This window comes from Alteromonas sp. H02 (genome assembly GCF_059682525.1).
Genome location: NZ_CM185021.1, coordinates 2523658 through 2545025 on the forward strand (window position 1 = coordinate 2523658; position 21368 = coordinate 2545025).

Genomic DNA, 21368 nt, shown 5'->3' on the forward strand with positions numbered 1-21368 from the left:
CCACATAAGACTGAGCTGTCGATGGTGATGGAGTGACTGTAATACTAATGCAAAGCAGGGCAGAGGCAAGGGCAGATTTGTTAGTCTTTGTGTCATAAAAAACGGGGCCTGCCAGCCCCGTTTTAAAATATTTACTTTTACGCGCTAGCGCAACCTATGCTAACGCATCCATTGCTGGCGTATATTGAATGCCTAACTGATCGCCTAAGGCTTCAACAACCGCTTTGTAGGTGACTTTACCTTCATGAACGTTAAGGCCGTTTAACAGGTGAATGTCTTCCATCATGGCCTGCTTAGGTCCTTTATTGGCTAACGCCAGACCAAACGGTAAAGTAGCGTTGTTTAGGGCCATAGTAGAGGTACGTGCTACACCGCCAGGCATGTTTGCTACGCAGTAGTGCACCACACCGTCAACAATATAAACCGGATCCTGGTGAGTGGTGGCTTTTGATGTAGCAAAACAACCGCCCTGGTCGATAGCCACGTCTACTACTACAGAGCCTTTTTTCATATTGGCAATATGTTGCTCATTGAGCAGTTTCGGCGCCGCTGCACCCGGGATAAGTACCGCACCAACCAACAGATCAGCAGACGCTGAATAATGCTCAATAGCATCAACGGTAGAATAAACGGTTTTCACCTGACCATTAAAGATATCATCCAACTGGCGTAAACGCGGCAGTGAACGGTCCAGAATAGTCACATCGGCGCCAAGGCCTAATGCCATTTTAGCGGCTTGTGTACCCACCACACCGCCACCAATAACCAGCACTTTACCCGGAGCTACTCCAGGTACGCCGCCTAATAAGGTGCCGCTGCCGCCGTGCGCTTTTTCAAGATAATGAGCGCCGGCCTGAACCGACATACGGCCAGCCACTTCACTCATAGGCGCCAATAATGGCAAGCCACCCCGTGCATCGGTAACCGTTTCATAAGCAATACAGGTTGCGCCGGACTCAATCAGTAATTCAGTCTGGGTTGGGTCGGGTGCCAGGTGCAGGTAAGTGTAAAGTGTTTGGCCACGGCTTAGTTGTTTACATTCCTGCGGCTGCGGCTCTTTTACCTTAACGATCATTTCCGCTTCGGCAAAAACCTGCTCGGCACTGGCGGCAATGCTAGCACCGGCTTCCACATACATCTCATCGGTAAAACCAATGGCTGTGCCAGCGTTAGTCTCGACCATTACCTTATGACCATGCATTACAAACTCTTTCACCGCCGCCGGAGTTAAGCCTACGCGGTACTCGTGGTTTTTAATTTCTTTAGGAACACCCACTAACATAATTGTCTCTGCCTGTTTAAACTATTGAGTTACTAATGATGCTAGTATATCGAAAGGTTTTAAAATATATCTGCTGTAGTTTTTTTATTGCCAGTGTAATATTCTTCTAAAAAGGCCTTTTGGAGTATTTAATATGCTGGTGAAAACACCCAAACATCTCGACAGAATAGACCGCAACATACTTTCCATGCTGCAAAAAGACGGTCGAATTTCTAACGTTGAGCTGGCAAAACAGGTTGGGTTGAGCCCAAGCCCCTGTTTAGAAAGGGTAAAGCGCCTGGAGTCTCAAGGGTATATTAAAGGTTATCACGCTCATCTGGACCCTCATCAGTTGGGTGCCGCCATGCTGGTGTTTGTGGAAATCACTTTAACCAAAACATCGGTGGATATTTTTGCCGAATTTTCAGCTGCCGTTCAGCAGCACGATGATATACAAGAGTGTCACCTGGTCTCTGGTAACTTCGACTTTTTGTTAAAAGCCCGGGTGGCGGATATGTCGAGCTACCGAAAATTGCTGGGGGACACATTATTAAGGCTGCCTGGTGTGAGTGCCTCGAGAACCTACGTGGTAATGGAAGAAGTTAAAAGTACCAATAGCCTGCGAATTAATACAAAATAAGGTCAGGATGGTATGATAAACTTTTGGGTCACCCGCTGAAGCCAGCCGCTTCTGTGACCCGGGTACGTGCGCAAAAATAAAACCAATGACTGGTGTCTGTAACACCGGCAAAGAGAGATATTTAGGGATATGGTGCGACTTTCTGGCGTTCAACGCATATGGGAGACAGGTATTATTATTGCCTGTGCTCTGGCGTTCTTTTTATTATTGGCGTTAGCCTCTTTTCATCCGGGCGATCCTGGCTGGAGTCAGGCTGGCCTGCAGAATAGTGTTCATAACTGGGTGGGTCCTACCGGCGCCTGGACAGCCGATCTGTTCTTTTTTACCTTTGGTTACCTGGCTTACGCCACGCCATTTTGCTGTGCTTTTATTGGCTGGTTTATTTTTCATAACATCAAGACCTGGCGCGAACTGGATTACCTGACAATTGGGCTGCGTTTGATTGGCGCAATCCTGATTTTGCTTGGCTTAACCGGCATATTCAGCATTAATTTTGATGATCTGTTCAGCTTTACCGCCGGTGGGTTGATTGGCGATGTGATCAGTTCTGCGCTTATTCCCTATTTTAATGTGGCCGGAACCGTACTATTACTGCTGTGCTTTTGCTGTGTTGGCTTTACGTTGCTGACTGGTATTTCCTGGTTGCTGATTGTGGATAAGCTGGGCGAAGGGACCCTGTGGTTTGGCCGTAAATCCATCGCTGCGCCACAAAAATTGCTGGCCCTTAATATGCCAACATTATCGTTACCCAATAAATCGGCCAGTAAAGACAAAGACAGTGATGAACTAAACATCACCAGCCTGCGTGCCGAACCGCCATCGGATAAAACGGCCGATAAAGTACCGCCAAAACAAGCCGCCCCGATTAAGGCTGAGCGCAGCGAACCTACCTTCACCATTCCGGATGAAATCTTTGCCTCACAGGAGGATGAAGATGACGAGATGCCGCCCTTTATTGTAGATACCGACGATGGGGCAGGGGAGTCCTTCAGTACTGATGAGCCAGTCATTGCTACCGAGGCTGAACCTCGAAAAGTGGCACCAGCGGCGCCTGCAGCCCCCCAACAACCGGCCGCCCGGGGCGCTAAACAAATCAGACCGCCACGCACTGAATCCGATGGGGATGTGGACATTGGCCCTATGCCTTCGTTCGAACTGCTCGACCGTCCGGATAAAAAGGAAAACCCCATTACCCAGGAAGAACTGGATATGGTTTCCCGTTTGGTGGAAGAAAAGCTGGCAAACTTTAACATTGATGCTGCGGTGGTGGGCGTGTATCCAGGCCCGGTGATTACGCGTTTCGAAATTGACCTGGCACCAGGTGTAAAAGTGAGCAAAATTAGTAGTTTGTCGAAGGATTTAGCCCGTGAGATGTCGGCAACATCAGTACGGGTAGTGGAGGTAATCCCCGGTAAGTCGGTGATTGGCCTTGAACTACCCAATAAAAAGCGTGAAATGGTGCGCATGAGTGAGGTGATTGAGTGTGAGGCTTTTCAGTCGAATGCGTCAGCTCTGACCATGGTACTAGGCTCCGATATCAGCGGCGATCCGGTGGTCGTAGACCTTGCCAAAATGCCGCACCTGCTGGTAGCAGGAACCACCGGTTCCGGTAAATCGGTGGGTGTAAACGTGATGATTCTGAGCTTGTTATACAAATCCACGCCAGAAGATGTGCGGATGATCATGATTGACCCCAAAATGTTGGAGCTATCGGTGTATGAAGGTATACCGCACCTGCTCGCTGAGGTGGTCACCGATATGAAAGAGGCCGCCAATGCATTGCGTTGGTGTGTAGGGGAAATGGAACGCCGCTATAAGCTGATGTCGGCATTAGGGGTTCGAAATCTTAAAGGGTATAACGCCAAAATTAAACAGGCGATTGCCGATGGCGAGCCGATTAAGGATCCGCTCTGGCGTACCGAAGACAGTATGCTTGAAGAAGCCCCGGATCTGGAAAAACTGCCTTCTATTGTGGTAGTGGTTGATGAATTTGCCGACATGATGATGATTGTGGGCAAAAAAGTCGAAGAGCTGATTGCCCGGATTGCGCAAAAAGCGCGGGCGGCCGGTATCCATTTGGTACTGGCTACACAGCGCCCTTCGGTAGACGTGATTACCGGTTTGATAAAAGCCAATATTCCCACCCGGATAGCATTCCAGGTATCGAGTAAAATTGACTCGCGCACTATTCTCGACCAACAGGGCGCTGAAACATTGCTGGGAATGGGGGATATGTTGTACCTGCCGCCTGGCAGCCCGGTGCCCACCCGTGTGCACGGTGCGTTTGTTGATGATCACGAGGTACATGCTGTGGTAGCCGACTGGAAGAAACGCGGCGAACCGGAGTATATCGATGAAATCCTCAATCCCGAGTCTACCGCGGAAGTCTTGTTACCCGGTGAACAGCCGGAAGGCGGCGATCAGGAAGTGGATGCATTCTATGATGAAGCCGTGGCATTTGTTACCGAAACCCGCCGTGCGTCGGTATCCAGTGTACAACGCAAATTCCGTATTGGTTACAACCGGGCAGCCCGGTTGGTTGAACAAATGGAGCAAAGCGGTGTCGTTACTCCTGCGGGCCATAATGGTAATCGTGAAGTATTGGCGCCGCCTCCACCGAGAGATTAACAGGAAGTCGTTTATGAAAGCATTTTTTAGCAGAGCCTTACTGACTCTGTCATTTTTTTCTGTTCCAGCACTGGCCGATGACGCTGAAGCGCTAAAAACCAGACTTGCCGCCCTTGAGTCTTTCAAGGCCGCTTTTACCCAGTCGGTTACCGACGAGAAAGGCGAAGTGGTGCATCAGGCCACCGGTAATCTGACGATGGCCCGGCCGGATAAACTGCGCTGGGAAACCTTAACGCCGGACGAAACGGTATTGATAGCGGATGGCAGTGCAGTGTGGCATATCGATGACTGGGTAGAGCAGGTTACGGTGATGGCGCAGAACCAGGCGATAGACAATAACCCCATAGTGCTGCTTACCAGTAACGACGATGCTATCTGGCAACAATATACTATTCACGCTACGCAAGCTAACACCTTCAGCGTTTCTGCCAAAGCTGAAGGTGGCCAGATTCGTAGCCTGAGCCTGAGTTTTGACGACCAGGGTCTGGCACATCTGGTGATGCTTGACAGTCAGGGTCAGCAAAGTGCCATTGATTTCAGTCAGCGTGAATTTAATACACCCGTTTTCCCTTCGGCATTTATTGCTGATGTGCCGGAGAGCTTCATGGTAGACGATCAGCGTCCATGAGTTTGTTTAGTCAGCAAACCTATGCGCCACTGGCTGCGCGCATGCGCCCGGTGAACCTGGATGAGTATGTTGGTCAGGGGCATTTGGTTGGGCAGGGGAAACCCCTGCGCAAAATGCTCGAGTCGGGCCATTGCCATTCCATGGTACTGTGGGGCCCGCCGGGCACCGGCAAAACCACCATGGCCGAGCTGATTGCGGTGTATACCAATGCGCAGGTCATTAAGCTCTCTGCGGTTACGTCGGGCGTTAAAGATATCCGTGCGGCCATGGACCAGGCTGAACAGAATAAGTCTATGGGTGAGCGTACGCTGTTATTTGTAGACGAAGTGCATCGTTTTAATAAATCCCAACAGGATGCGTTTTTACCCTTTGTGGAGTCAGGCGTGGTGACTTTTGTTGGCGCCACAACTGAAAACCCGTCGTTTGAGCTGAATAATGCTTTGCTCTCCCGGGTTCGAGTGTATGTGCTGAAAGGCATTGACGATGACGCCCTTAATAACTTGCTCGACAGAGCGTTGGCAGATGCTGAGCGCGGTCTGGGAGAACGTAATTTAAGTCTGGCCGACGATGCCAGAAATGCGCTCATTGGCTTGTCTGGCGGTGATGGAAGGCGTTTATTAACCTATTTGGAACTGGCCAGCGATTTTACTAACGAAAGTCAGATCAGCCTCAATGATATCGAACAGGCGGTTGGCGAGAAGGTCGCCAGTTACGACAAGCAGGGTGATACCTTTTACGATTTAATCTCGGCGTTCCATAAATCAGTGCGTGGCTCCGACCCCGATGCGGCGCTGTACTGGTATGCACGAATATTAAATGGTGGCGGTGATGCCCTTTACGTGGCACGCCGGCTTCTGGCAATATCTTCTGAAGACATTGGTAACGCCGATCCCAGAGCCATGCAATTGTGTATCAACGCCTGGGATGTGTATCATCGCGTTGGCCCTGCTGAAGGGGAGCGTGCTATTGCTCAGGCCGCGGTTTATTGTGCCCTTGCAGCCAAAAGTAATGCGGTTTATATGGCGTTTAGTCAGGCCAAACAGGATGCCAGAGAAAAACCGGATTACCCGGTGCCGGTGCATTTACGCAACGCGCCAACCAAATTATTAAAAGAAATGGGCCATGGTGCAGAGTATCGCTACGCACACAATGAGCCCAATGCATTTGCCGCAGGCGAATGTTATTTGCCTCCGGAACTGGCCGATGCAAGATATTATCAACCTACCGAACGCGGGCTGGAAAAGCAGCTTAAAGCCAAGCGGGAATATCTGGATCAGTTAAATAATAGCAGCCAACAAAAACGGAACGGCTAATGTCTCATACTCTTTCGATATATCTGTTTATCGCCACTGGTGGTGCCGTAGGGGCGTGCTTGCGCTTTTTCTGTACTGGTTTAGTGGATTCGTGGTTTGGAAAAGCGTTGCCCTTTGGTACACTTGCGGTCAATATTATCGGCTCATTTTTACTGGCCGTTTTGTATGGCTTTATTGAGCGCGGCGAGATTGCCGAACAGCCTTTCCGGGCGCTGATTGGCGTAGGGATGTTAGGGGCGTTAACTACGTTTTCAACCTTTACCATTGAAACCCTCACGTTACTTGAGAACGGACTGTGGATTAAGGCGCTGGCCAATATATTATTAAATGTGTGTGCCTGCCTGCTTGCAGCATGGCTGGCAGTAGAACTAACCAAAGGATAAAGAAAAGAACATGTTAGATGCAAAGTGTTTGCGCAGCGACATCGTAGCAACGGCCGAACGACTGGCCAGTCGGGGATTCACCCTGGATGTTGACGCTTTTAATGCCCTGGAAGAAAAGCGTAAGGCATTACAAATCAAAACCCAAGATTTGCAAAATGAACGCAACACGCGAAGTAAATCCATTGGTAAAGCTAAAGCACAAGGCGAAGATATAGCGCCTTTACTGGCCGAAGTGTCTGATTTAGGCAATAAGCTGGATGCAGCCAAAGTAGAGCTCGATGAAGTACTTGCTGAAGTGAATGCTCTGATGCAAGGCATTCCTAACCTGCCACACGAAAGCGTACCGGTGGGTAAAGACGAAGCCGAAAACGTTGAAATAAGCCAATGGGGCGAGATCCCATCATTTGATTTTGAAGTTAAAGATCACGTGGACATTGCAGATGCCCTGAATAAAGGTATCGATTTTGAAGCATCGGTTAAGATTACCGGTAGCCGCTTTGTGGTAATGCGTGACAAGTTCGCTCGTTTACACCGTGCACTGGCTCAGTTCATGCTGGATACCCACACCGCTGAGCACGGTTACACCGAAATGTACGTGCCGTATCTGGTCAATGCCGACAGCCTTTACGGCACCGGTCAGTTACCCAAATTTGGTGAAGATCTGTTTCATACCAAACCGGCAACGGAAGAAGGGCAGGGCTTGTCGCTGATCCCAACTGCCGAAGTACCGTTAACTAATTTGGCCCGTGATGAAATTTTCCCTGCCAAAGAACTACCGATTAAAATGACTGCGCATACACCTTGTTTTCGCAGTGAAGCGGGTAGCTATGGCCGTGACACTCGTGGCCTTATTCGTCAGCACCAGTTTGATAAAGTCGAAATGGTTCAGTTGGTAAAACCGGAAGACAGCTTTAACGCACTGGAGGAGCTGACTGGCCACGCCGAAATGATCCTGCAAAAGCTGGGACTGCCATACCGTAAAGTACTGCTGTGTACCGGTGATATGGGCTTTGGTTCATGCAAAACTTACGATTTAGAAGTGTGGTTACCAGCACAGAATACCTATCGTGAGATCTCATCTTGCTCAAATATGCTGGACTTCCAGGCGCGCCGTATGCAGGCTCGTTATCGTAATCCCGAAACCAACAAGCCTGAATTACTGCATACCCTGAATGGTTCTGGCTTAGCAGTGGGACGTACGCTGGTTGCTATCTTAGAAAACTATCAGCAAGCCGATGGCTCGGTAAAAATTCCGGAAGCGCTGGTAGGTTACATGGGTGGCGTTACCGAAATAAAGTAAAACGTAGTGATACCAAAAGGCCGCTAATCAGCGGCCTTTTTTATAAGCACTTTTTAGGCTTTGGCAGGCCGGCCAGCTTTGTGGCCTGTTTGGCGGGCCCTTTAGGGAACAGGCGTTGCAGATAGCGGCTATTGCCTTTTTCCGGTCCGTACTTGGCAGCCATCGCCTTGACCAGCGCTCGTATGGCCGGGCTGGTTTCATATTCCAGATAGAATTCCCGCACAAATAACACGACTTCCCAATGCGCCTCGGTCAGCTCAATGCCTTCCTGTTCGGCTAACAACGGCACCATCTCCTGTTGCCACTGCTTGTAATCTAACAGGTAGCCGAGTTTATCGGTGGCGTAGGACTGACCCTGCCATTCAAACTGAAAGTTGTCGCTCATGGTAAGATGTTAATCCACTGCTGATGTTGATGATGAAGTTGGCAGAGTTTACCAGATGACACGGTAGCTTCTATAGCCACACCTCGTTCGGCACAATCGTTTGCCATGGCCACTATTGATAATTCCGGATAAGTACGGCGAAGCGCATTAAACGCATACACACCGTCGCCACAACACACTACCACATCGGTTGCTGTGAGGCTTTTTAATATAGCCTCTGCGCTGCTATCAGGATGAAACGAAGCATAACGTACAAGCATTAAAAAGTTACCGTGTGTTCAGATTGGGTTAATAACTGGCGAAGTGCGCTGGCATCGAGTAATTCCAGGTCATCCTCATCGATACCCAAATCGGCAACGGTCAGCTGTAATGCGGTTAACGACGCCTGACAAACGTATACCGGCTCGATATCGTAAAAAGGTAATACCCGTGCCTGTTTTAATTGATTCTTGCGCAGAGCCGGTTGCTGGTTTGCTAGTAGCTGTAGTATTCCTTTACCGCTGAATACTACCTGGCATTCGTGGCCGTAATTGGTTGACGCCAGAGCAAACTCGATTCCGTCTGCCGCTTGTTGAGAAGCGTAGGGCGCCTGGGTTAATAAAACGGTGATAGTTGCCATTAAAATTGCACCAGTTTTGTGGAATTGTGCAGTAATGTGAAAAATTCGCCCAGGCCCACTTGTTTAAAGGGTTCAAACAAATTGTGCTGAGGTAAGCCCGCTTGCGTGGCCTGTTCGGCATCCACCACTCCCCGTTTACTGGCAGCCCCGACACAAACCAATAATGGAATAGCATGCTCTGCAGCCAGACTTTGCCACGCTTTAGTTAAATCAACTTCATTCGCAGAAGCATCCATGAGCCCGTTGGCATGATAAACGCCGGCCTGGTAAAAGAAGATTTGATCGATACTCTGGCCCTCATCGATGGCGGCACGGCAAAAGGCCACCGCATCCAGACAAGCGGTTAGTGATTCGGGAGAACTGGTGATTAGTACTGAAATTCGTTGCATAAAACAAAAACACCCCTTAACGGGGTGTTTTCTCAAAACGTGCAGTGCCGATTAATCATCGCCACCGAATGCACCCAGCAGTTGCAGCAGGGATACAAACAGGTTGTAGATGTTCAGGTACAAACCCACTGTGGCACGAATGTAGTTGGTTTCACCGCCGTGGATAATACGGCTGGTATCAAACAGAATGAAACCAGACATCAGGAACACGATAGCCGCGTTAATGGCCAGGTGTACCGCCGGTACCGAGAAGAAGATGTTTGCAATCGCCGCAACAACTACCACCATCATACCTACGAACAGAAAACCACCCATGAAAGAGAAATCTTTTTTAGTGGTAAGTACATAAGCAGATAGTGCAAAGAAAATTAATGCAGTACCGCCAAGCGCCTGTGCAATCAGGGCAGGGCCACCAGGGATAGAAGCATAAAAGCTAAGCATATAGCCCAGAGAGCCGCCCAGCAGGCCAGTGAAAGCAAAGATCCAGTAAATACCTGAGGCAGAATCTGCTTTCTTGTGTACAACAAAAAGTGTAATGAACGCACCGATTGTCATAACCAGTGACGTGATGGGTGAAATGCCAATAGCCATAGTGACACCAGCACACACGGCACTGAACAACAGTGTCATGGCTAACAACATGTAAGTATTACGCAAAACCTTATTGGTTTCTAAAACCGAAGGCCTTGATGCGCTAGTATACACCGAACGATTATCCATTGTTTCCTCCAATAGGACAGGCAGAATTAAACAAAACCATATTACGTTATAGTTTAGTGCATTTGTATGGGTTTTAGTTCCGTTTTTCAATAGGTAAAAGCTATCACCGGGGTGAATTTATGGTTTTTTTTGTTGGCATTAGCGAAATAATCGCATTTTTGCTTAAAACTCAGGCAAACAATTCGTTTTTTAAAAATTAACCCTTTACAGTCATAAAAATTTCATTAAGATTCGCATCACTTCAGGAGAGTTGGCAGAGTCCGGTTGAATGCACCTGACTTGAAATCAGGCGAAGGGTCAAACCTTCCGGGGGTTCGAATCCCTCACTCTCCGCCATATTTAAGAAACCCGCACACGTTGCGGGTTTTTTATTGCCTTTAGAAAAGCAAAACGGCTGACTGTGAGGGTGAGAACCCCTGGGAGGGGTTTGACAAATCGATAGGATAGTCGATTTGCACAGCCTTCAGGCTGCCCTTGATTAATTAAGGGTGAGCGCCATGGACGGCGCGAATGAATCCCTCACTCTCCGCCACATTTAAGAAACCCGCACATGTTGCGGGTTTTTTTTTATTGCCTTTAGAAAAGCAAAACGGCTGGCTGTGAGGGTGAGAACCCCCGGGAGGGGTTTGACAAATCGATAGGATAGTCGATTTGCACAGCCTTCAGGCTGCCCTTGATTAATTAAGGGTGAGCGCCATGGACGGCGCGAATGAATCCCTCACTCTCCGCCACATTTAAGAAACCCGCACATGTTGCGGGTTTTTTTATTGCCTGAAATAAAGTTCGCTCTGACTTTTACACCTTCCCAATATTAATCGCAATGGTGTTCAGTAATCGTAAACTCAAAAGTTTCGCCATCTTGCTCTTTAACTAACAGTTGCTCGCCATCCAGGGTGAAACTGAAATCTCGCATCCAGTTTAGCCTCGATACCATATTTAACTGATAGCGTCCCAGAGGCGCGGGGCATTTTATATAAAAATAGTGATAGGCTTTTCCCATTGCACCGGGATCGAACGTATACACATAAACGGTATCGTTGCCAAATGTTTGCTCGCGGTGCACGTAGTCAGCCGGAGCACTTAATACTTCGCCAAATAAAATACCCAGTAATAACATTGGGATCTGCACTACCACTAACATCCAGGTTGAGATAACGAAGACAGCTCGCAAAACGCCATGCCTGATGGTGTTCTGCATAATCTGATATTTGAAGGCCATTAAATAAGCGGCCACTAAAACCATGACTAGTTTAACTAATTTCAGATAACCTTTTGTTGCATCCATCAGGGCAGGCGATTGCCAGTTTAATCCCCAAAGAGTGGCGCCATGCAGGCTTTCCATAAAAGGCAGATAGAGACAAAAGATAATAAGAATAATGAGTCTGGGCGACGCTTCCGTGTGTGGCAACGCAAAGGATCCTTATTTTGTGCTTAGCATAAGTAAGCAATACTTATAAAAAGTTTATACGCCTGCGCGCGGTAAGGTTCAAGCGTTCGCACGCAGAAGGAGGACTGGTTGCGGCCGATAAAACTGAGTTTGCGAAGCGAAATGTGGGTGAAGAACTAAACAAAATCCAACGGTAGTGTCGGTTTTCTAAGCAAATGGCTTGGTTGCTTAAAGTTTCCCTTTACAGACACAAAAATATCATTATGATACGCATCACTTCAGGAGAGTTGGCAGAGTCCGGTTGAATGCACCTGACTTGAAATCAGACGAAGGGTCAAACCTTCCGGGGGTTCGAATCCCTCACTCTCCGCCATATTCTGTACAGGCCTCGCAAATCGCGGGGCCTCGTCGTTTCTAGGGCTTGGAAGAAGGACTACCTCTTGTCGACTGGTACATTGAGGTGGTACAAATGCCAATTATGACTAGTCCTTGGAAACATCCCTATACTGGCGTCTATTATTTTCGACGCGCCGTTCCTGCTGACCTCAGAGAGTCGGTAGGGCGCTCCTTACTTAAAAAATCCCTTGGAACCAAAGATCCGAACGAAGCTAAGCGGCTTATCGTTCCTCATATTGTCGAATCCGACGAGCTGTTCCACATGGCCCGCCTAAGGTTGTCCAAAGGGCCTGACTCTTCGTTAACCCCTAAAGACGCGGCAATAATTGCTTCCCGTTGGTATGAGCGGATGGTCCGTGAGATTGACGATAAGGCCGGGGACGTGGGACTCGTTAAGAAGGTCGTCCACGAGAACGGCTCCGTATCATTCGAAGAGGCGTCCCTAGGGTTAACCGTCGACGGGAGCGACATTTACAGGGCGAGCCGTAAAGAATTGGACCGTCTCGCATCTCAATTGGCTGAGTTTATCGACGAGCAACTCCGGGAGGAGGTCTTAACGGTGCCTAAGGACTCCGACCAATACCGTTGGTTAGCTAAGGAATTCTTCGGCTATCTGTACAGCCTTGAGGGTCTCTGTAAGGCCAGACTCTTAAGCGATTGGTCCTATATGCCGCCTAAGTCGATTGCCGACAGTAAGTTAAGCGTTGAGACAAGCTCAGGGGCGTCCACAGGAAGCAAAAAGGACAGCGGTAAGGGAATCCTCCTATCTCAGTTGTTGAAGGACTACAGGGCCTCTCAGGACGTACAACACGCCGGGAACCTTAGTCGCATGAAGACCCTCGACAGCTACGAGTCCAGCTTTAAGCGTCTTATTGATATCGTTGGGGACGTTCCTGTCGATGGTCTTAAAGCCGCCGACATTATGAGATTCCGGGACACGTTGTTACAGATGCCGAAGAAGAAGCTCCCGGAGATCCGCTCCTTATCGGTAGAGCAACAGATCGAGTACGCCAAAAAGTATGACCTTGAGTGTATTAGCCCGGCGACCGTTAAGAACAACCTTAAGCACATAACGACGATCCTAAGCTATGCCGTCGAGGCTGAGCATATCGACTATAACCCGGCGATGAAGGTCAAGAAGCCAAGCTCGAAGCAGGTAGTCGACGCTGACGAACTCCAAAGGGGCTACACGAAGGACGAACTCACTAAGATCTTTAGTCACCCGATATTTAATGACCCCAAGGCACACAAGCGCCACGGGTGGGCGTCTTACTGGATCCCCCTTATCTGTCGTTACACTGGGGCTCGTCTTAACGAAGTGGGACAGCTCTTAACGGCTGACATTATGCAGAAGGACGGCGTCTGGTGTTTTAACTTCAGACGTGGGGAAGGTCAGTCCCTTAAGAACAATAGTTCGGTTCGTTATGTGCCGATCCATCATCACCTGATTGACCTGGGCTTCCTTGAGTATGTCCAAGGGACGACGACTCAAAGATTGTTCGACGAGGTCCCCAATACGAACAAATACGGTAAGACCACAAGCGTCCTCAGTACATGGTGGGGGGATATCGTAAGGGGTCAAGGAGTTGATCCTAAGGCCCCGGCCCATGAGTTCCGCCACACCATTAAGTCGGAGCTTAGGGAGCTAGGCGTCCCGGATAGTACGAGCGACCGCATAACAGGCCACGGACCAGCGAACGAAGGGGCAGGCTATGGGGGCGTCGGTATGGCGGCTCGTAAGGAGACGATCGATAGGGTGGAGTCTTTATCAATAAGGTCATTAGACTAGTTTGGTTAAGTGTTTTACCAGATAGCGTTGGGCTGATTTGGCGCTACCTCTACTGGTAGCTCAAATTCAATACCATCCTGAACTCTCACAACAGATGCTATGAACACCTTGTCTACACCCTTTGTTTTGAATGATCTAGCAACCGCTAATAAGTAAGTTTCATCAACTTGAAAATTACCTAATTTAAATAATTCATGGCCAAGTCTTGTAGCAGCAAGGACTGATGTTCGTTGTTTGAATATAAAGTTTGGGTCAGCACACTGCAGAACTACAGCACGATCATTGAGGCTGTTAGCAACGTATATGTATCTATCGGTTTCTAGTGAATTGCAGGATGTTGTGAGCGACCCTGCGGCGACTCCACTCAATACGTTGAGCTCTTCGAGGTTTAGAAGGTCTACAAAGTTTAGGCCTGACCTTTCCAAGATGAGGTCTTTATGTTCCCAAAAAATGCTTCCTTTCAGGATAAACCTCGAAACCGTTTCGATGACTTTTGCTTCTTCTTTAGATAAACATTTAAGAAATTCTAATGTTCTAACTGAAAATGTACCGGGTTGTTTAATTTCACCGGCTAATACTTTCCCCCACAAGGTTTGTAGTTCTTCATCGGATACTTTACCTGCGTTATCTCGCCACGTATAAATCCAATCATCATTCAATGGGTCGTCATTCGGTGGAGCTTTATCGTCACAAAGTTCGTCTTCAGCGACTACAATCGCCTTTGCAACATTAACCTCTTTTCTAATTTGTTCTAAGGTTTCCGTTTTTCTGCAAATATCTATGGTGGATAACTCGCCGATGTAAGGTTCAACTCGTTTTTCAGTTCCTAGTAGATAAATTGAATCATCACTGCCACTTTTGATAAGTTCGACTTGCTTTTCTGCTTTTGCAATTAGTAATAACTCGTCTTTTTTTGCTTCTGCCCTAGCTTTAGACAATCGCTTTATCTGATATGGCTCAAGAAGTCCTCCTATACCTTTATCAATAAGCGTATCCCACATTTTCATCAAAAATTGTTCGCCAGGCGCTTCCATTTGTAATCCTATTTTTCCTTAATAGATTTATCGATGATATTAGGGCATGCATTGGTTAGCAAGTGTATCCTATGGGTAATAATAATAAGCCCCTCAAGATCCCTGCCAGAAATGAAACAGCGGGGTGCGAATTACCCTCCGGGATCAAGCCTCCAAAGGACCCGCGAGACTCTACCTAGATGCGCGTGTGTGCCGCGTTCTTGTTGAACTCGATAAGATGCTTTAGCGGCGAGGAGAGGCCCTCAGGTGGGGTCTGTGGGCTACTCTTCGGGGCTATCTTTCGGACCTCCGGGGGACTAAATTCCCGAGACTTCTTTCTTGAAGTTGGACGCAATGACCCGGTCGAGGGTATGCGCTTTTCGGCTGTTCTCCGAGGGCCTTAACGGCTGCAAATTGTCGATTGCCCAACAGTCTCGCGCTTCGGCTGGATCGCTAAGGTTGAAGACTCGTTGCGGGATCTTATGGTCTATTTGCCATGAAGACGGGACCTCGACGCTCATCCCACTTTCAAACTGTGAGGTTAGGGATTGAAAGAGGGCATCCAAGGGGTAGCCGAGGATCCGCTCCACGGCGCAAGAGGACTCAAATTTAAGTACCCCGGGGGAGGCTTCAAGAATGTCCTCAAAGCCATTCAATGAGGGTTTTTCCTCAGGGCGATCCTTCTCCAGTTTCTTTGCGATTTGTCGTTTAAGCCGTTCTCTTAGCATGAAGACCGGATCTAATTTGTATCGGAGGCGATAGGACTCGGCCTTAGTCAATGCAGAAGACAGCCAAGGCTTAGCCGCAACGAGTTTCCTCCGTTGTTCTGCTCGCTTGGACCGGCGAAGGGCCTCGTCTTTGGCTCTCTGTGCGGCGTCCCTCTGGATCTCCTCCTTTGGTTTGTACTCGAAGGTGAAGCCCTCAAGGCTCCCGTGAGTCTCGACATAACGGCGCATAGCTTCGTCTTCGGCTCGTTTCCGTCGGACTTCCTCGCGTTGCCTGTTAGCTCTCCTTGCGGCAATAGCCCCGGGGGTCTTTTGTTTTGCCCTTGAGCATTGGCGACAATATGACGAGAGGCCGTCCTTACGGGCGCTGTCCTTGGTAAAGTCTTTGCGGGGCTTAGTGGTGTTGCATCTGATACAGGTTTTGTCTTGTGGGTCGTGGGTCGTAATTTTCATAGGTAGGGGGGGTATATTTGATTGTTCGTGCGTGGGACTTTAAGGCTCGCTCGATATGGAGAGCCGCAAAGCCTATTACGGAGACTATTCGCCAGCCGTTATGGTGAGATACGCCGAGGGCCGCTGAGACCCGCTTCGGGGTTAGGTCTCCGGGTAAGGCGTTAAGGACCCTAACGACCTTCATTAAGCTGACATAGGGACTCTTTGTCGTTGCCCTCTGGTCTCGTTCTCCAATGGCCCTAATGGCTCCGGTGAGTATGTCGTCAAGCCAGATCAAAGGACGTCCGTCTTCGTCCATGTAGGTTGTCTCAGGTACAAGATCGAGCGGGTTTCTTACGGTTAACGGAGGTCGTCCTCGGGTTCTCATTGGAGGCCCCGGATCGGAGGCCATAAGGTCCGGCTCGTCATCGAAAAGATCAACGAAGTCTAACTGTGAAAAGGTCATAGGTATTTTATTAGGTAATATAAAGAGAGTCATAAGGGGTAGTCCAAAAGGGGCCTTTAAGACCATCGATTAATTTATGATGTAATATAAAGAGAGTCCTAAAGACGGGTCCCAATGAGAGCTAAAGACCCCGGATCCTTTTTGTCTGGTATAAGTAAGGGGATCGTTGAGGCTGTCTTTAAGACGAGGCTTCGAGGGGCGACCTCAATGTCCTAAAGATTCAGCCTCGAAGGTGAGTCGATAAGGTGTCCTTGGATTGGCTGTTAATTCTGCTTAGTAAACAGCCCTTCCTTAAGGAGCGTCCTAAAGACGACAGGAAGGGACTTAAAGACTACCAGCGAATATCCCGAAACTGGTCTGAGAGCGACTTAAAGTTCGCCCCTAAGTTCGAGGTGTGTCTTTGGCTCTCCTCAAGGTCCCGTATCTGTTCCTTTGCCTTACCGAGAAGGATTCGGTAGACGCCTATAGCCTCGTTTTCGGATAAATCGTAGGTCCTTTGGAGCCAGTCTTTAGTCTGCTTCTTGAGGACAAACGGTTGATAATTACCGAAGTCACAAATTACGACCCTCACTCCTATGTCTCCGGCCTTACGGTCTTCATCCGCATCGCCGTGTCTTAGGGTCACAAAGGCTCCCTTAGCCTCACTTATTGCCAGCTCAAGGGCAGGGCTTCGGGACTGCTTGTCGGTTTTCTTAAAGATTTTCATTGTTGATTACTCCTTTTAGTCTGGGAACCCCGAGGTCTCCCCCGGGGCTAGTCTTTTGGATCGGACCTATTAGGCGATCCCTGTCACCTTAACGAAGCTCTCTTGATTCAGGACTTTAGCGTCCACGTCGAAAAGAGAACGGATTCTTGTGGAGCCAGTCTCCGGGACGCCTTCGGGTGTGTACGTATGAGCTAAGAACTCAATGTCCGATCCTGTGACTGCCTGATAGTCGGCATACCGTCCCGCAATAAGAGTGCCTGAGGGCATGAATTTTGAGACCAACATCTTATTGGTCTGTAGGCTTAAGGCCGGGTGAGTCTTTGCGCCGGTCTCAAGGCGGAACTTCTTGGCGACATCCGGAGCCATTAAGACAGAAACATCTTCCTTAGCTAGTCCATTACCTTCGAGGACCTCAAGGGCATCCCCAAGGATTACAAGGCCAGTCTTCGAGGCCCCGGATAAGACCTGATCGACTACCTGCTTTACGAGGCCGTCCGGTTGGTTCGTATCGACTGCCTTATCGCCATTAATCAGGGCCTGCTCTACAGCATTCCGGATAGCGATAGACTGAGCGATCTTAACCTGTGGGAGGGCCTGAGGGGCCAATTTAAGGAATCGTCTTGAGGCAATCGAGAAGGCTCCGACCGTATGGATTGAGTAAGGGAAGGCGACCGTTGCGGCTGTCTGTTCCGGTAGCTCAGCGTTCTCTCCTAACCATGTCGTCTGGAAGTGGGAATCGAAGCCAGGGAAATAAGGAGTCCCCTCGAAGTACCCGCTCGTATCGAATGACACGCCGGCTTTCGCGAGGATCCCTGAGGCTAAGATCATGTGTTTCCACGTCGCTGTATTGGGCTTTGAGGCGTTCACTAAGTCAGGACTATTTGTGGTCGTCAAGTCACGTCTTAGGGCCGCTCGGGCGGCAACAGGAAGGCCGTTAAGCTCGTCCTTAGTGGCGATAGCGTCGTCCAGTGAGACCTTAAGCGTTGAAGGCGTCGAATAACGGAAACCCTTAAAGGCTTCGGTCTGTTTGTCGAACGTTGGGACCTTCTCTGGTTGAGCGTTGGCGATAAGATCCTGAAAGTTACGGTTCATAATGGTGTTTAGTTGCATTGCGCAATTTCCTTTAGTTATGTTGAGGTTGAGCCGTTAGGAAGTGGCTCGGGAGGTGGCTAAGGTTATTATTCACTAGGGTCCGTGAGAGGGTCTTAAGGACGCAAAGCTAACCCACCTAAGCCGGGGGATTCGTTACAGTTAATGGAGGGCGTCGAGGAGACGTTCTGCAAGGGCTTCATAGTCTTCCCGTTCTTCTTTCTGTTTGGTTGCTCTTCGCTTGTGAGCTAAAAGTCTCCCGGCGTTTAGTTGCAAGGCGACCTCTGTTCTAGAGCGTCTTTTTGTCTCTAAAATCCAGTAATGGAGCAGGGCCTCTATGGCAATAATGGGAGAGACTTTCTTCCCGGAGATATACTGGATGTCTCTAATGACTTCTTTTAAAGCCTCTTCTGAGGGCGTACTCATACAAGGAGCCAGATTAGGGGCCGGGGAATTTAATTTACCCTCCTTGAAGCTCAACAGAGGAGGAGCTGGCTTAAGGTCTGTCCCCACGACATAACGTTTCTTCATTCGGCTGTCTCCTTAAGGATCTCTGCTACCTCTGCGGGCCAGCGTTCCTTATTGATGGCGTTGTAAACAGCGGTGTAGACGAAAGGGTTATCGATCTCCGTCATGGTCCAGCCCTTGGGAACATCATTAGGCCAGATACGACCGCACTCGAAGACGTGGTCTAAGTTCGGGAGGCGGTCTTCAAGGTGGGTGCCTATCAACACAAAATAAGTGTTGTTCTCCTTAAGCGTATTAACGAGGAACTGTTCTCCGTTAGGTCCAGACCATAGGGTGATAAAGATCATTGCCTTGAGGTCTTCAAAACGAGCTTTGGTGTCCATTGGGTTTACTCCTTGGGTTCGTGGTTTGAGGTTGTGGCCTTCTTTAATGAGATAAGTCATAGCGACAGACAGGCTAGGCTTCGCCCCGGTAAGCTCCGTAAGGCGCTCCTGAGCTTCCAGAATGAAGCTCTCGGTTTGCTTGTCGGCGCATAGCATTACCCGGCGTCGAGTCGTGCCGTAGTGCTTACGTAGTTGTCGTTCTGTGGTCATGGTGTTGATTCCTTATGTGGTGGTTAAAAGGTGTTCAGCGAGTTTGCAAAAAGGGGGGGACGCCCCGGAGGACGTCCAAAGTTATCCACTTTGCGCAGGAACTAATGGAATAGGATTGCCCGACGGCTTACCTACAAGACGGTTCGGTAAGTCTGACGTCGGGACTTGGGCCTAACGACCACGTAGGCAGGAGTGGACCTCGTGGGGTGTCGTTAGGATTGAAATCGTTCTGTGTCCTTTCTCCTATACGGAGCGACTTTGACGGAGGCCGCATTCTGTAAGGGGCGGCTTTTAGGTTCACTGCGTCTCTTCTTCATGTTTGAGGGGACAAATCTGTAGGGCCTATTCTGTAAGGGTTTGCCCTTAAGGTTCCTTTGGAGCGGGAGGACTCGTTCCACTCGACGAGGAAGAAAGAGACGGACTCCTTAAGATGTCCTAGGGGGTTGTCCTAAGGACTATCCTTAAGACTGTCCTAAGGGTCCACTTCGTCGAATGTTCTTTCTCCTATATGAGGGGACTTTGACGGAGGCCGCATTCTATAAGGGTTTCAGCGATTCCCCGGATCGGCCCTTTTTAGGCCGGATAAACCCACTCACCGGACATATTCGAGACGGAATAATCCGCGACTCTCTGCTCGAAGAAGTTGGTCAACTGGTCCCTGTGTCGATGTGTCCTTTCTCCTATATGGGGGGAGTGTTACGGAAGCCTTATCAGACAAGGAGGAAGCGAAGGGGAGGTATGTCTTTTCTCCTATATGGAGCGAGAGCCACGGAAGCCGCATTCTATAAGGGTTTGTTCTAATGGCTTTCTTGTTTCTTTTTCCTATATGGGGGGACTTTGACGGAGGCCCCTAAAGACGAGGCCTCACGACATCTCAGTGACTCAGCTTCTTACCGGCATAGAAGTCTGCCCCAACGATAATGAAAGGACGCCACTCTCGGATTGTCTCGGCGATCGTCTCCGGGTCGGTAACTTCATCCCATTGGTACTTAAGAACGTTGTTCACAGTGACATTGAAGAGGTCTTGTGGGGCCGCTGCCCACAGGAAATCAGGGATGAGGTCCTCAGGGTAATTGGCGGCGGCGCATTGCTTCTCACAGAAGACTACAGGCTCGTTAAAGTTCATTGTGTTTGCTCCTTGTGGTTGAACTCGGGAGACATCCTAAGATGGGGTTAAACCTGTTGTAAATCATTAAATTAAGTCCCATTCGTGGGATTGTTCCACTAGTGGGACGGAGCCCTTTAGCTGAGGTCTTGGAGGCTTTAACTCAATGGAAGACGTCCTCAATCCTGTGGTGTAATATCCCTTGTATACGTAAGAAAATAATTTTAGTTGTAGGCCGGAGGGAGAGACCTTTTGGTCATCTTTTAGACAGGGAGACGTTATGCGTTCAAAGATTAAGTGGGGCCGTAGACGAACAATTAGCAAGCTACGGTGGTACTACAGGTTTAAATGGTTCTGGCGTGGGGCTGCTCTCGTCGTTACTTTCTGGTTGTTTAATGCCTTCATTTATCCTTTGTGGGTCCCGAGTCTGTCCTCAAGAGCGTCCAATGGTGATGCCTTCGGGGCCGTCAATGCGCTATTCAGTGGGTTAGCCTTTGCGGGTCTTATTTACACTATGATTATGCAAAGACAGGAACTTGAGATGCAGCGTAAAGAGCTTGCAGCTCAAAGGAAAGAGATGAAGGAGTCTCGGGGAGAGCTTGTGGAACAAAATAGAATTCAGGCTGAACAAGTGGTACTTAGGAATAAGGAACTTAAATACCAAAGGTTCGATATGGAATTCAGATTTTTGAAGGGGAAACTCGATAATATGAAGTGGTCTTATGCAAATTCAACGGACAACAATAGTCGAATAAAGCAGAAGAATGCTATCTTCAAGTTAGAAGAAAAATTAAATGGTTTGGTTAGTCAAATGGATGAATTAACTTAAGGTACAAAAAACTGGTACATTTCTCCAAAAGGCGCTATCTTTAAGTTGTTGTATTAATTTAGGTTTGTCGATAGGTTGTAGTTCCGGGGGTTCGAATCCCTCAC

The 21368-nt window shown here is 48.9% G+C and carries 22 protein-coding genes and 2 tRNA genes; 10 read left to right on the top strand and 14 right to left on the bottom strand.

Annotation, left to right across the window (positions count from 1 at the left end; translation table 11 throughout):
* Positions 1-154 precede the first annotated feature (154 nt).
* Positions 155-1282, bottom strand: a complete 1128-nt coding sequence (gene ald / locus AC566Q_RS11690) for an alanine dehydrogenase (protein ID WP_499616882.1) — start codon at positions 1280-1282, stop codon at positions 155-157.
* A gap of 133 nt (positions 1283-1415) precedes the next feature.
* On the opposite strand from ald, the gene lrp reads away from it, so the two are divergent.
* The 6 genes from lrp (at position 1416) to serS (ending at position 8153) form a co-directional block, all read left to right on the top strand.
* A complete protein-coding gene (gene lrp, locus AC566Q_RS11695) occupies positions 1416-1901 on the top strand; it encodes a leucine-responsive transcriptional regulator Lrp (protein WP_279321704.1) in 486 nt (161 codons plus the stop codon).
* A gap of 129 nt (positions 1902-2030) precedes the next feature.
* Complete coding sequence (locus AC566Q_RS11700) at positions 2031-4529, top strand: DNA translocase FtsK (protein ID WP_499616886.1); 2499 nt, start codon at positions 2031-2033, stop codon at positions 4527-4529.
* A gap of 13 nt (positions 4530-4542) precedes the next feature.
* On the top strand, positions 4543-5157 hold the full coding sequence (gene lolA / locus AC566Q_RS11705; RefSeq protein WP_296045940.1) for an outer membrane lipoprotein periplasmic chaperone LolA: 615 nt from the start codon (positions 4543-4545) through the stop codon (positions 5155-5157).
* A complete protein-coding gene (locus tag AC566Q_RS11710; protein ID WP_296045942.1) occupies positions 5154-6470 on the top strand; it encodes a replication-associated recombination protein A in 1317 nt (438 codons plus the stop codon). The genes lolA and AC566Q_RS11710 overlap by 4 nt, the downstream gene beginning before the upstream one ends.
* Positions 6470-6853 carry a fluoride efflux transporter CrcB gene (crcB, locus tag AC566Q_RS11715; protein WP_296045945.1) on the top strand — a complete coding sequence of 128 codons (384 nt, stop codon included), beginning with the start codon at positions 6470-6472 and terminating at the stop codon, positions 6851-6853. The genes AC566Q_RS11710 and crcB overlap by 1 nt, the downstream gene beginning before the upstream one ends.
* 10 nt (positions 6854-6863) lie before the next feature.
* Complete coding sequence (gene serS, locus AC566Q_RS11720; protein WP_296045948.1) at positions 6864-8153, top strand: serine--tRNA ligase; 1290 nt, start codon at positions 6864-6866, stop codon at positions 8151-8153.
* A gap of 40 nt (positions 8154-8193) precedes the next feature.
* On the opposite strand, the gene AC566Q_RS11725 is transcribed toward serS, so the two are convergent.
* The 5 genes from AC566Q_RS11725 to AC566Q_RS11745 are packed head-to-tail and all read right to left on the bottom strand — an operon-like array spanning position 8194 to position 10266.
* The gene (locus AC566Q_RS11725; RefSeq protein WP_296045951.1) at positions 8194-8538 is read right to left on the bottom strand and encodes a TusE/DsrC/DsvC family sulfur relay protein; all 345 of its coding nucleotides are present in this window, start codon (positions 8536-8538) and stop codon (positions 8194-8196) included.
* The gene (locus tag AC566Q_RS11730; RefSeq protein WP_105935287.1) at positions 8535-8798 is read right to left on the bottom strand and encodes a DsrH/TusB family sulfur metabolism protein; all 264 of its coding nucleotides are present in this window, start codon (positions 8796-8798) and stop codon (positions 8535-8537) included. The genes AC566Q_RS11725 and AC566Q_RS11730 overlap by 4 nt, the downstream gene beginning before the upstream one ends.
* Positions 8798-9157 (bottom strand): DsrE family protein, encoded by a 360-nt coding sequence (locus tag AC566Q_RS11735; protein ID WP_499616893.1) that lies wholly within the window; start codon positions 9155-9157, stop codon positions 8798-8800. Before AC566Q_RS11735 ends, AC566Q_RS11730 begins: the two co-directional genes overlap by 1 nt.
* A complete protein-coding gene (gene tusD / locus AC566Q_RS11740) occupies positions 9157-9546 on the bottom strand; it encodes a sulfurtransferase complex subunit TusD (protein ID WP_105935289.1) in 390 nt (129 codons plus the stop codon). The genes AC566Q_RS11735 and tusD overlap by 1 nt, the downstream gene beginning before the upstream one ends.
* A 51-nt stretch (positions 9547-9597) precedes the next feature.
* Positions 9598-10266, bottom strand: a complete 669-nt coding sequence (locus AC566Q_RS11745; protein ID WP_105935290.1) for a Bax inhibitor-1/YccA family protein — start codon at positions 10264-10266, stop codon at positions 9598-9600.
* Between the two features lie 244 nt (positions 10267-10510).
* Here AC566Q_RS11745 and AC566Q_RS11750 point away from each other — a divergent pair.
* Positions 10511-10602: transfer RNA gene (locus AC566Q_RS11750), tRNA-Ser, on the top strand.
* Positions 10603-11077: 475 nt separating this feature from the next.
* On the opposite strand, the gene AC566Q_RS11755 is transcribed toward AC566Q_RS11750, so the two are convergent.
* Positions 11078-11674, bottom strand: coding sequence for a hypothetical protein (locus AC566Q_RS11755; protein WP_499616898.1), 597 nt, complete (start codon positions 11672-11674; stop codon positions 11078-11080).
* A 260-nt stretch (positions 11675-11934) separates the two neighbouring features.
* Between AC566Q_RS11755 and AC566Q_RS11760 the strand changes: the two genes are divergently transcribed.
* Both AC566Q_RS11760 and AC566Q_RS11765 read left to right on the top strand, forming a co-directional pair.
* Positions 11935-12026, top strand: a tRNA-Ser gene (locus tag AC566Q_RS11760).
* A 96-nt stretch (positions 12027-12122) separates the two neighbouring features.
* Positions 12123-13838 carry a DUF6538 domain-containing protein gene (locus tag AC566Q_RS11765; RefSeq protein ID WP_499616901.1) on the top strand — a complete coding sequence of 572 codons (1716 nt, stop codon included), beginning with the start codon at positions 12123-12125 and terminating at the stop codon, positions 13836-13838.
* Positions 13839-13852: 14 nt separating this feature from the next.
* Here AC566Q_RS11765 and AC566Q_RS11770 read toward each other — a convergent pair whose 3' ends face one another.
* The 7 genes from AC566Q_RS11770 to AC566Q_RS11800 form a co-directional block, all read right to left on the bottom strand.
* On the bottom strand, positions 13853-14872 hold the full coding sequence (locus AC566Q_RS11770; protein ID WP_499616904.1) for a DUF2806 domain-containing protein: 1020 nt from the start codon (positions 14870-14872) through the stop codon (positions 13853-13855).
* 296 nt (positions 14873-15168) lie between these two features.
* Complete coding sequence (locus AC566Q_RS11775; protein WP_499616907.1) at positions 15169-15579, bottom strand: hypothetical protein; 411 nt, start codon at positions 15577-15579, stop codon at positions 15169-15171.
* 1226 nt (positions 15580-16805) lie between these two features.
* Positions 16806-17180 carry a hypothetical protein gene (locus AC566Q_RS11780; protein WP_499616910.1) on the bottom strand — a complete coding sequence of 125 codons (375 nt, stop codon included), beginning with the start codon at positions 17178-17180 and terminating at the stop codon, positions 16806-16808.
* Positions 17181-17249: 69 nt separating this feature from the next.
* The gene (locus AC566Q_RS11785) at positions 17250-18290 is read right to left on the bottom strand and encodes a phage major capsid family protein (RefSeq protein WP_499616913.1); all 1041 of its coding nucleotides are present in this window, start codon (positions 18288-18290) and stop codon (positions 17250-17252) included.
* Positions 18291-18431: 141 nt separating this feature from the next.
* The gene (locus AC566Q_RS11790) at positions 18432-18800 is read right to left on the bottom strand and encodes a hypothetical protein (protein ID WP_499616916.1); all 369 of its coding nucleotides are present in this window, start codon (positions 18798-18800) and stop codon (positions 18432-18434) included.
* Positions 18797-19330, bottom strand: coding sequence for a hypothetical protein (locus tag AC566Q_RS11795; protein ID WP_499616919.1), 534 nt, complete (start codon positions 19328-19330; stop codon positions 18797-18799). The genes AC566Q_RS11790 and AC566Q_RS11795 overlap by 4 nt, the downstream gene beginning before the upstream one ends.
* 874 nt (positions 19331-20204) lie before the next feature.
* Positions 20205-20456: a hypothetical protein gene (locus AC566Q_RS11800; RefSeq protein ID WP_499616921.1), complete on the bottom strand. Its 252-nt coding sequence runs from the start codon at positions 20454-20456 to the stop codon at positions 20205-20207.
* Between the two features lie 259 nt (positions 20457-20715).
* Here AC566Q_RS11800 and AC566Q_RS11805 point away from each other — a divergent pair, with 259 nt between their 5' ends.
* Entirely contained in the window at positions 20716-21264 is a 549-nt protein-coding gene (locus AC566Q_RS11805; RefSeq protein ID WP_499616924.1) for an MreC domain-containing protein, read from the top strand.
* The last annotated feature ends 104 nt before the right edge of the window (positions 21265-21368 follow it).

Coding starts and splice junctions, on each gene's coding strand:
- ald (WP_499616882.1), bottom strand. CDS start 1,282: ATGTTAGTGGGTGTTCCTAAAGAAATTAAAAACCACGAGTACCGCGTA.
- lrp (WP_279321704.1), top strand. CDS start 1,416: ATGCTGGTGAAAACACCCAAACATCTCGACAGAATAGACCGCAACATA.
- AC566Q_RS11700 (WP_499616886.1), top strand. CDS start 2,031: ATGGTGCGACTTTCTGGCGTTCAACGCATATGGGAGACAGGTATTATT.
- lolA (WP_296045940.1), top strand. CDS start 4,543: ATGAAAGCATTTTTTAGCAGAGCCTTACTGACTCTGTCATTTTTTTCT.
- AC566Q_RS11710 (WP_296045942.1), top strand. CDS start 5,154: ATGAGTTTGTTTAGTCAGCAAACCTATGCGCCACTGGCTGCGCGCATG.
- crcB (WP_296045945.1), top strand. CDS start 6,470: ATGTCTCATACTCTTTCGATATATCTGTTTATCGCCACTGGTGGTGCC.
- serS (WP_296045948.1), top strand. CDS start 6,864: ATGTTAGATGCAAAGTGTTTGCGCAGCGACATCGTAGCAACGGCCGAA.
- AC566Q_RS11725 (WP_296045951.1), bottom strand. CDS start 8,538: ATGAGCGACAACTTTCAGTTTGAATGGCAGGGTCAGTCCTACGCCACC.
- AC566Q_RS11730 (WP_105935287.1), bottom strand. CDS start 8,798: ATGCTTGTACGTTATGCTTCGTTTCATCCTGATAGCAGCGCAGAGGCT.
- AC566Q_RS11735 (WP_499616893.1), bottom strand. CDS start 9,157: ATGGCAACTATCACCGTTTTATTAACCCAGGCGCCCTACGCTTCTCAA.
- tusD (WP_105935289.1), bottom strand. CDS start 9,546: ATGCAACGAATTTCAGTACTAATCACCAGTTCTCCCGAATCACTAACC.
- AC566Q_RS11745 (WP_105935290.1), bottom strand. CDS start 10,266: ATGGATAATCGTTCGGTGTATACTAGCGCATCAAGGCCTTCGGTTTTA.
- AC566Q_RS11765 (WP_499616901.1), top strand. CDS start 12,123: ATGCCAATTATGACTAGTCCTTGGAAACATCCCTATACTGGCGTCTAT.
- AC566Q_RS11770 (WP_499616904.1), bottom strand. CDS start 14,872: ATGGAAGCGCCTGGCGAACAATTTTTGATGAAAATGTGGGATACGCTT.
- AC566Q_RS11775 (WP_499616907.1), bottom strand. CDS start 15,579: ATGCTAAGAGAACGGCTTAAACGACAAATCGCAAAGAAACTGGAGAAG.
- AC566Q_RS11780 (WP_499616910.1), bottom strand. CDS start 17,180: ATGAAAATCTTTAAGAAAACCGACAAGCAGTCCCGAAGCCCTGCCCTT.
- AC566Q_RS11785 (WP_499616913.1), bottom strand. CDS start 18,290: ATGCAACTAAACACCATTATGAACCGTAACTTTCAGGATCTTATCGCC.
- AC566Q_RS11790 (WP_499616916.1), bottom strand. CDS start 18,800: ATGAAGAAACGTTATGTCGTGGGGACAGACCTTAAGCCAGCTCCTCCT.
- AC566Q_RS11795 (WP_499616919.1), bottom strand. CDS start 19,330: ATGACCACAGAACGACAACTACGTAAGCACTACGGCACGACTCGACGC.
- AC566Q_RS11800 (WP_499616921.1), bottom strand. CDS start 20,456: ATGAACTTTAACGAGCCTGTAGTCTTCTGTGAGAAGCAATGCGCCGCC.
- AC566Q_RS11805 (WP_499616924.1), top strand. CDS start 20,716: ATGCGTTCAAAGATTAAGTGGGGCCGTAGACGAACAATTAGCAAGCTA.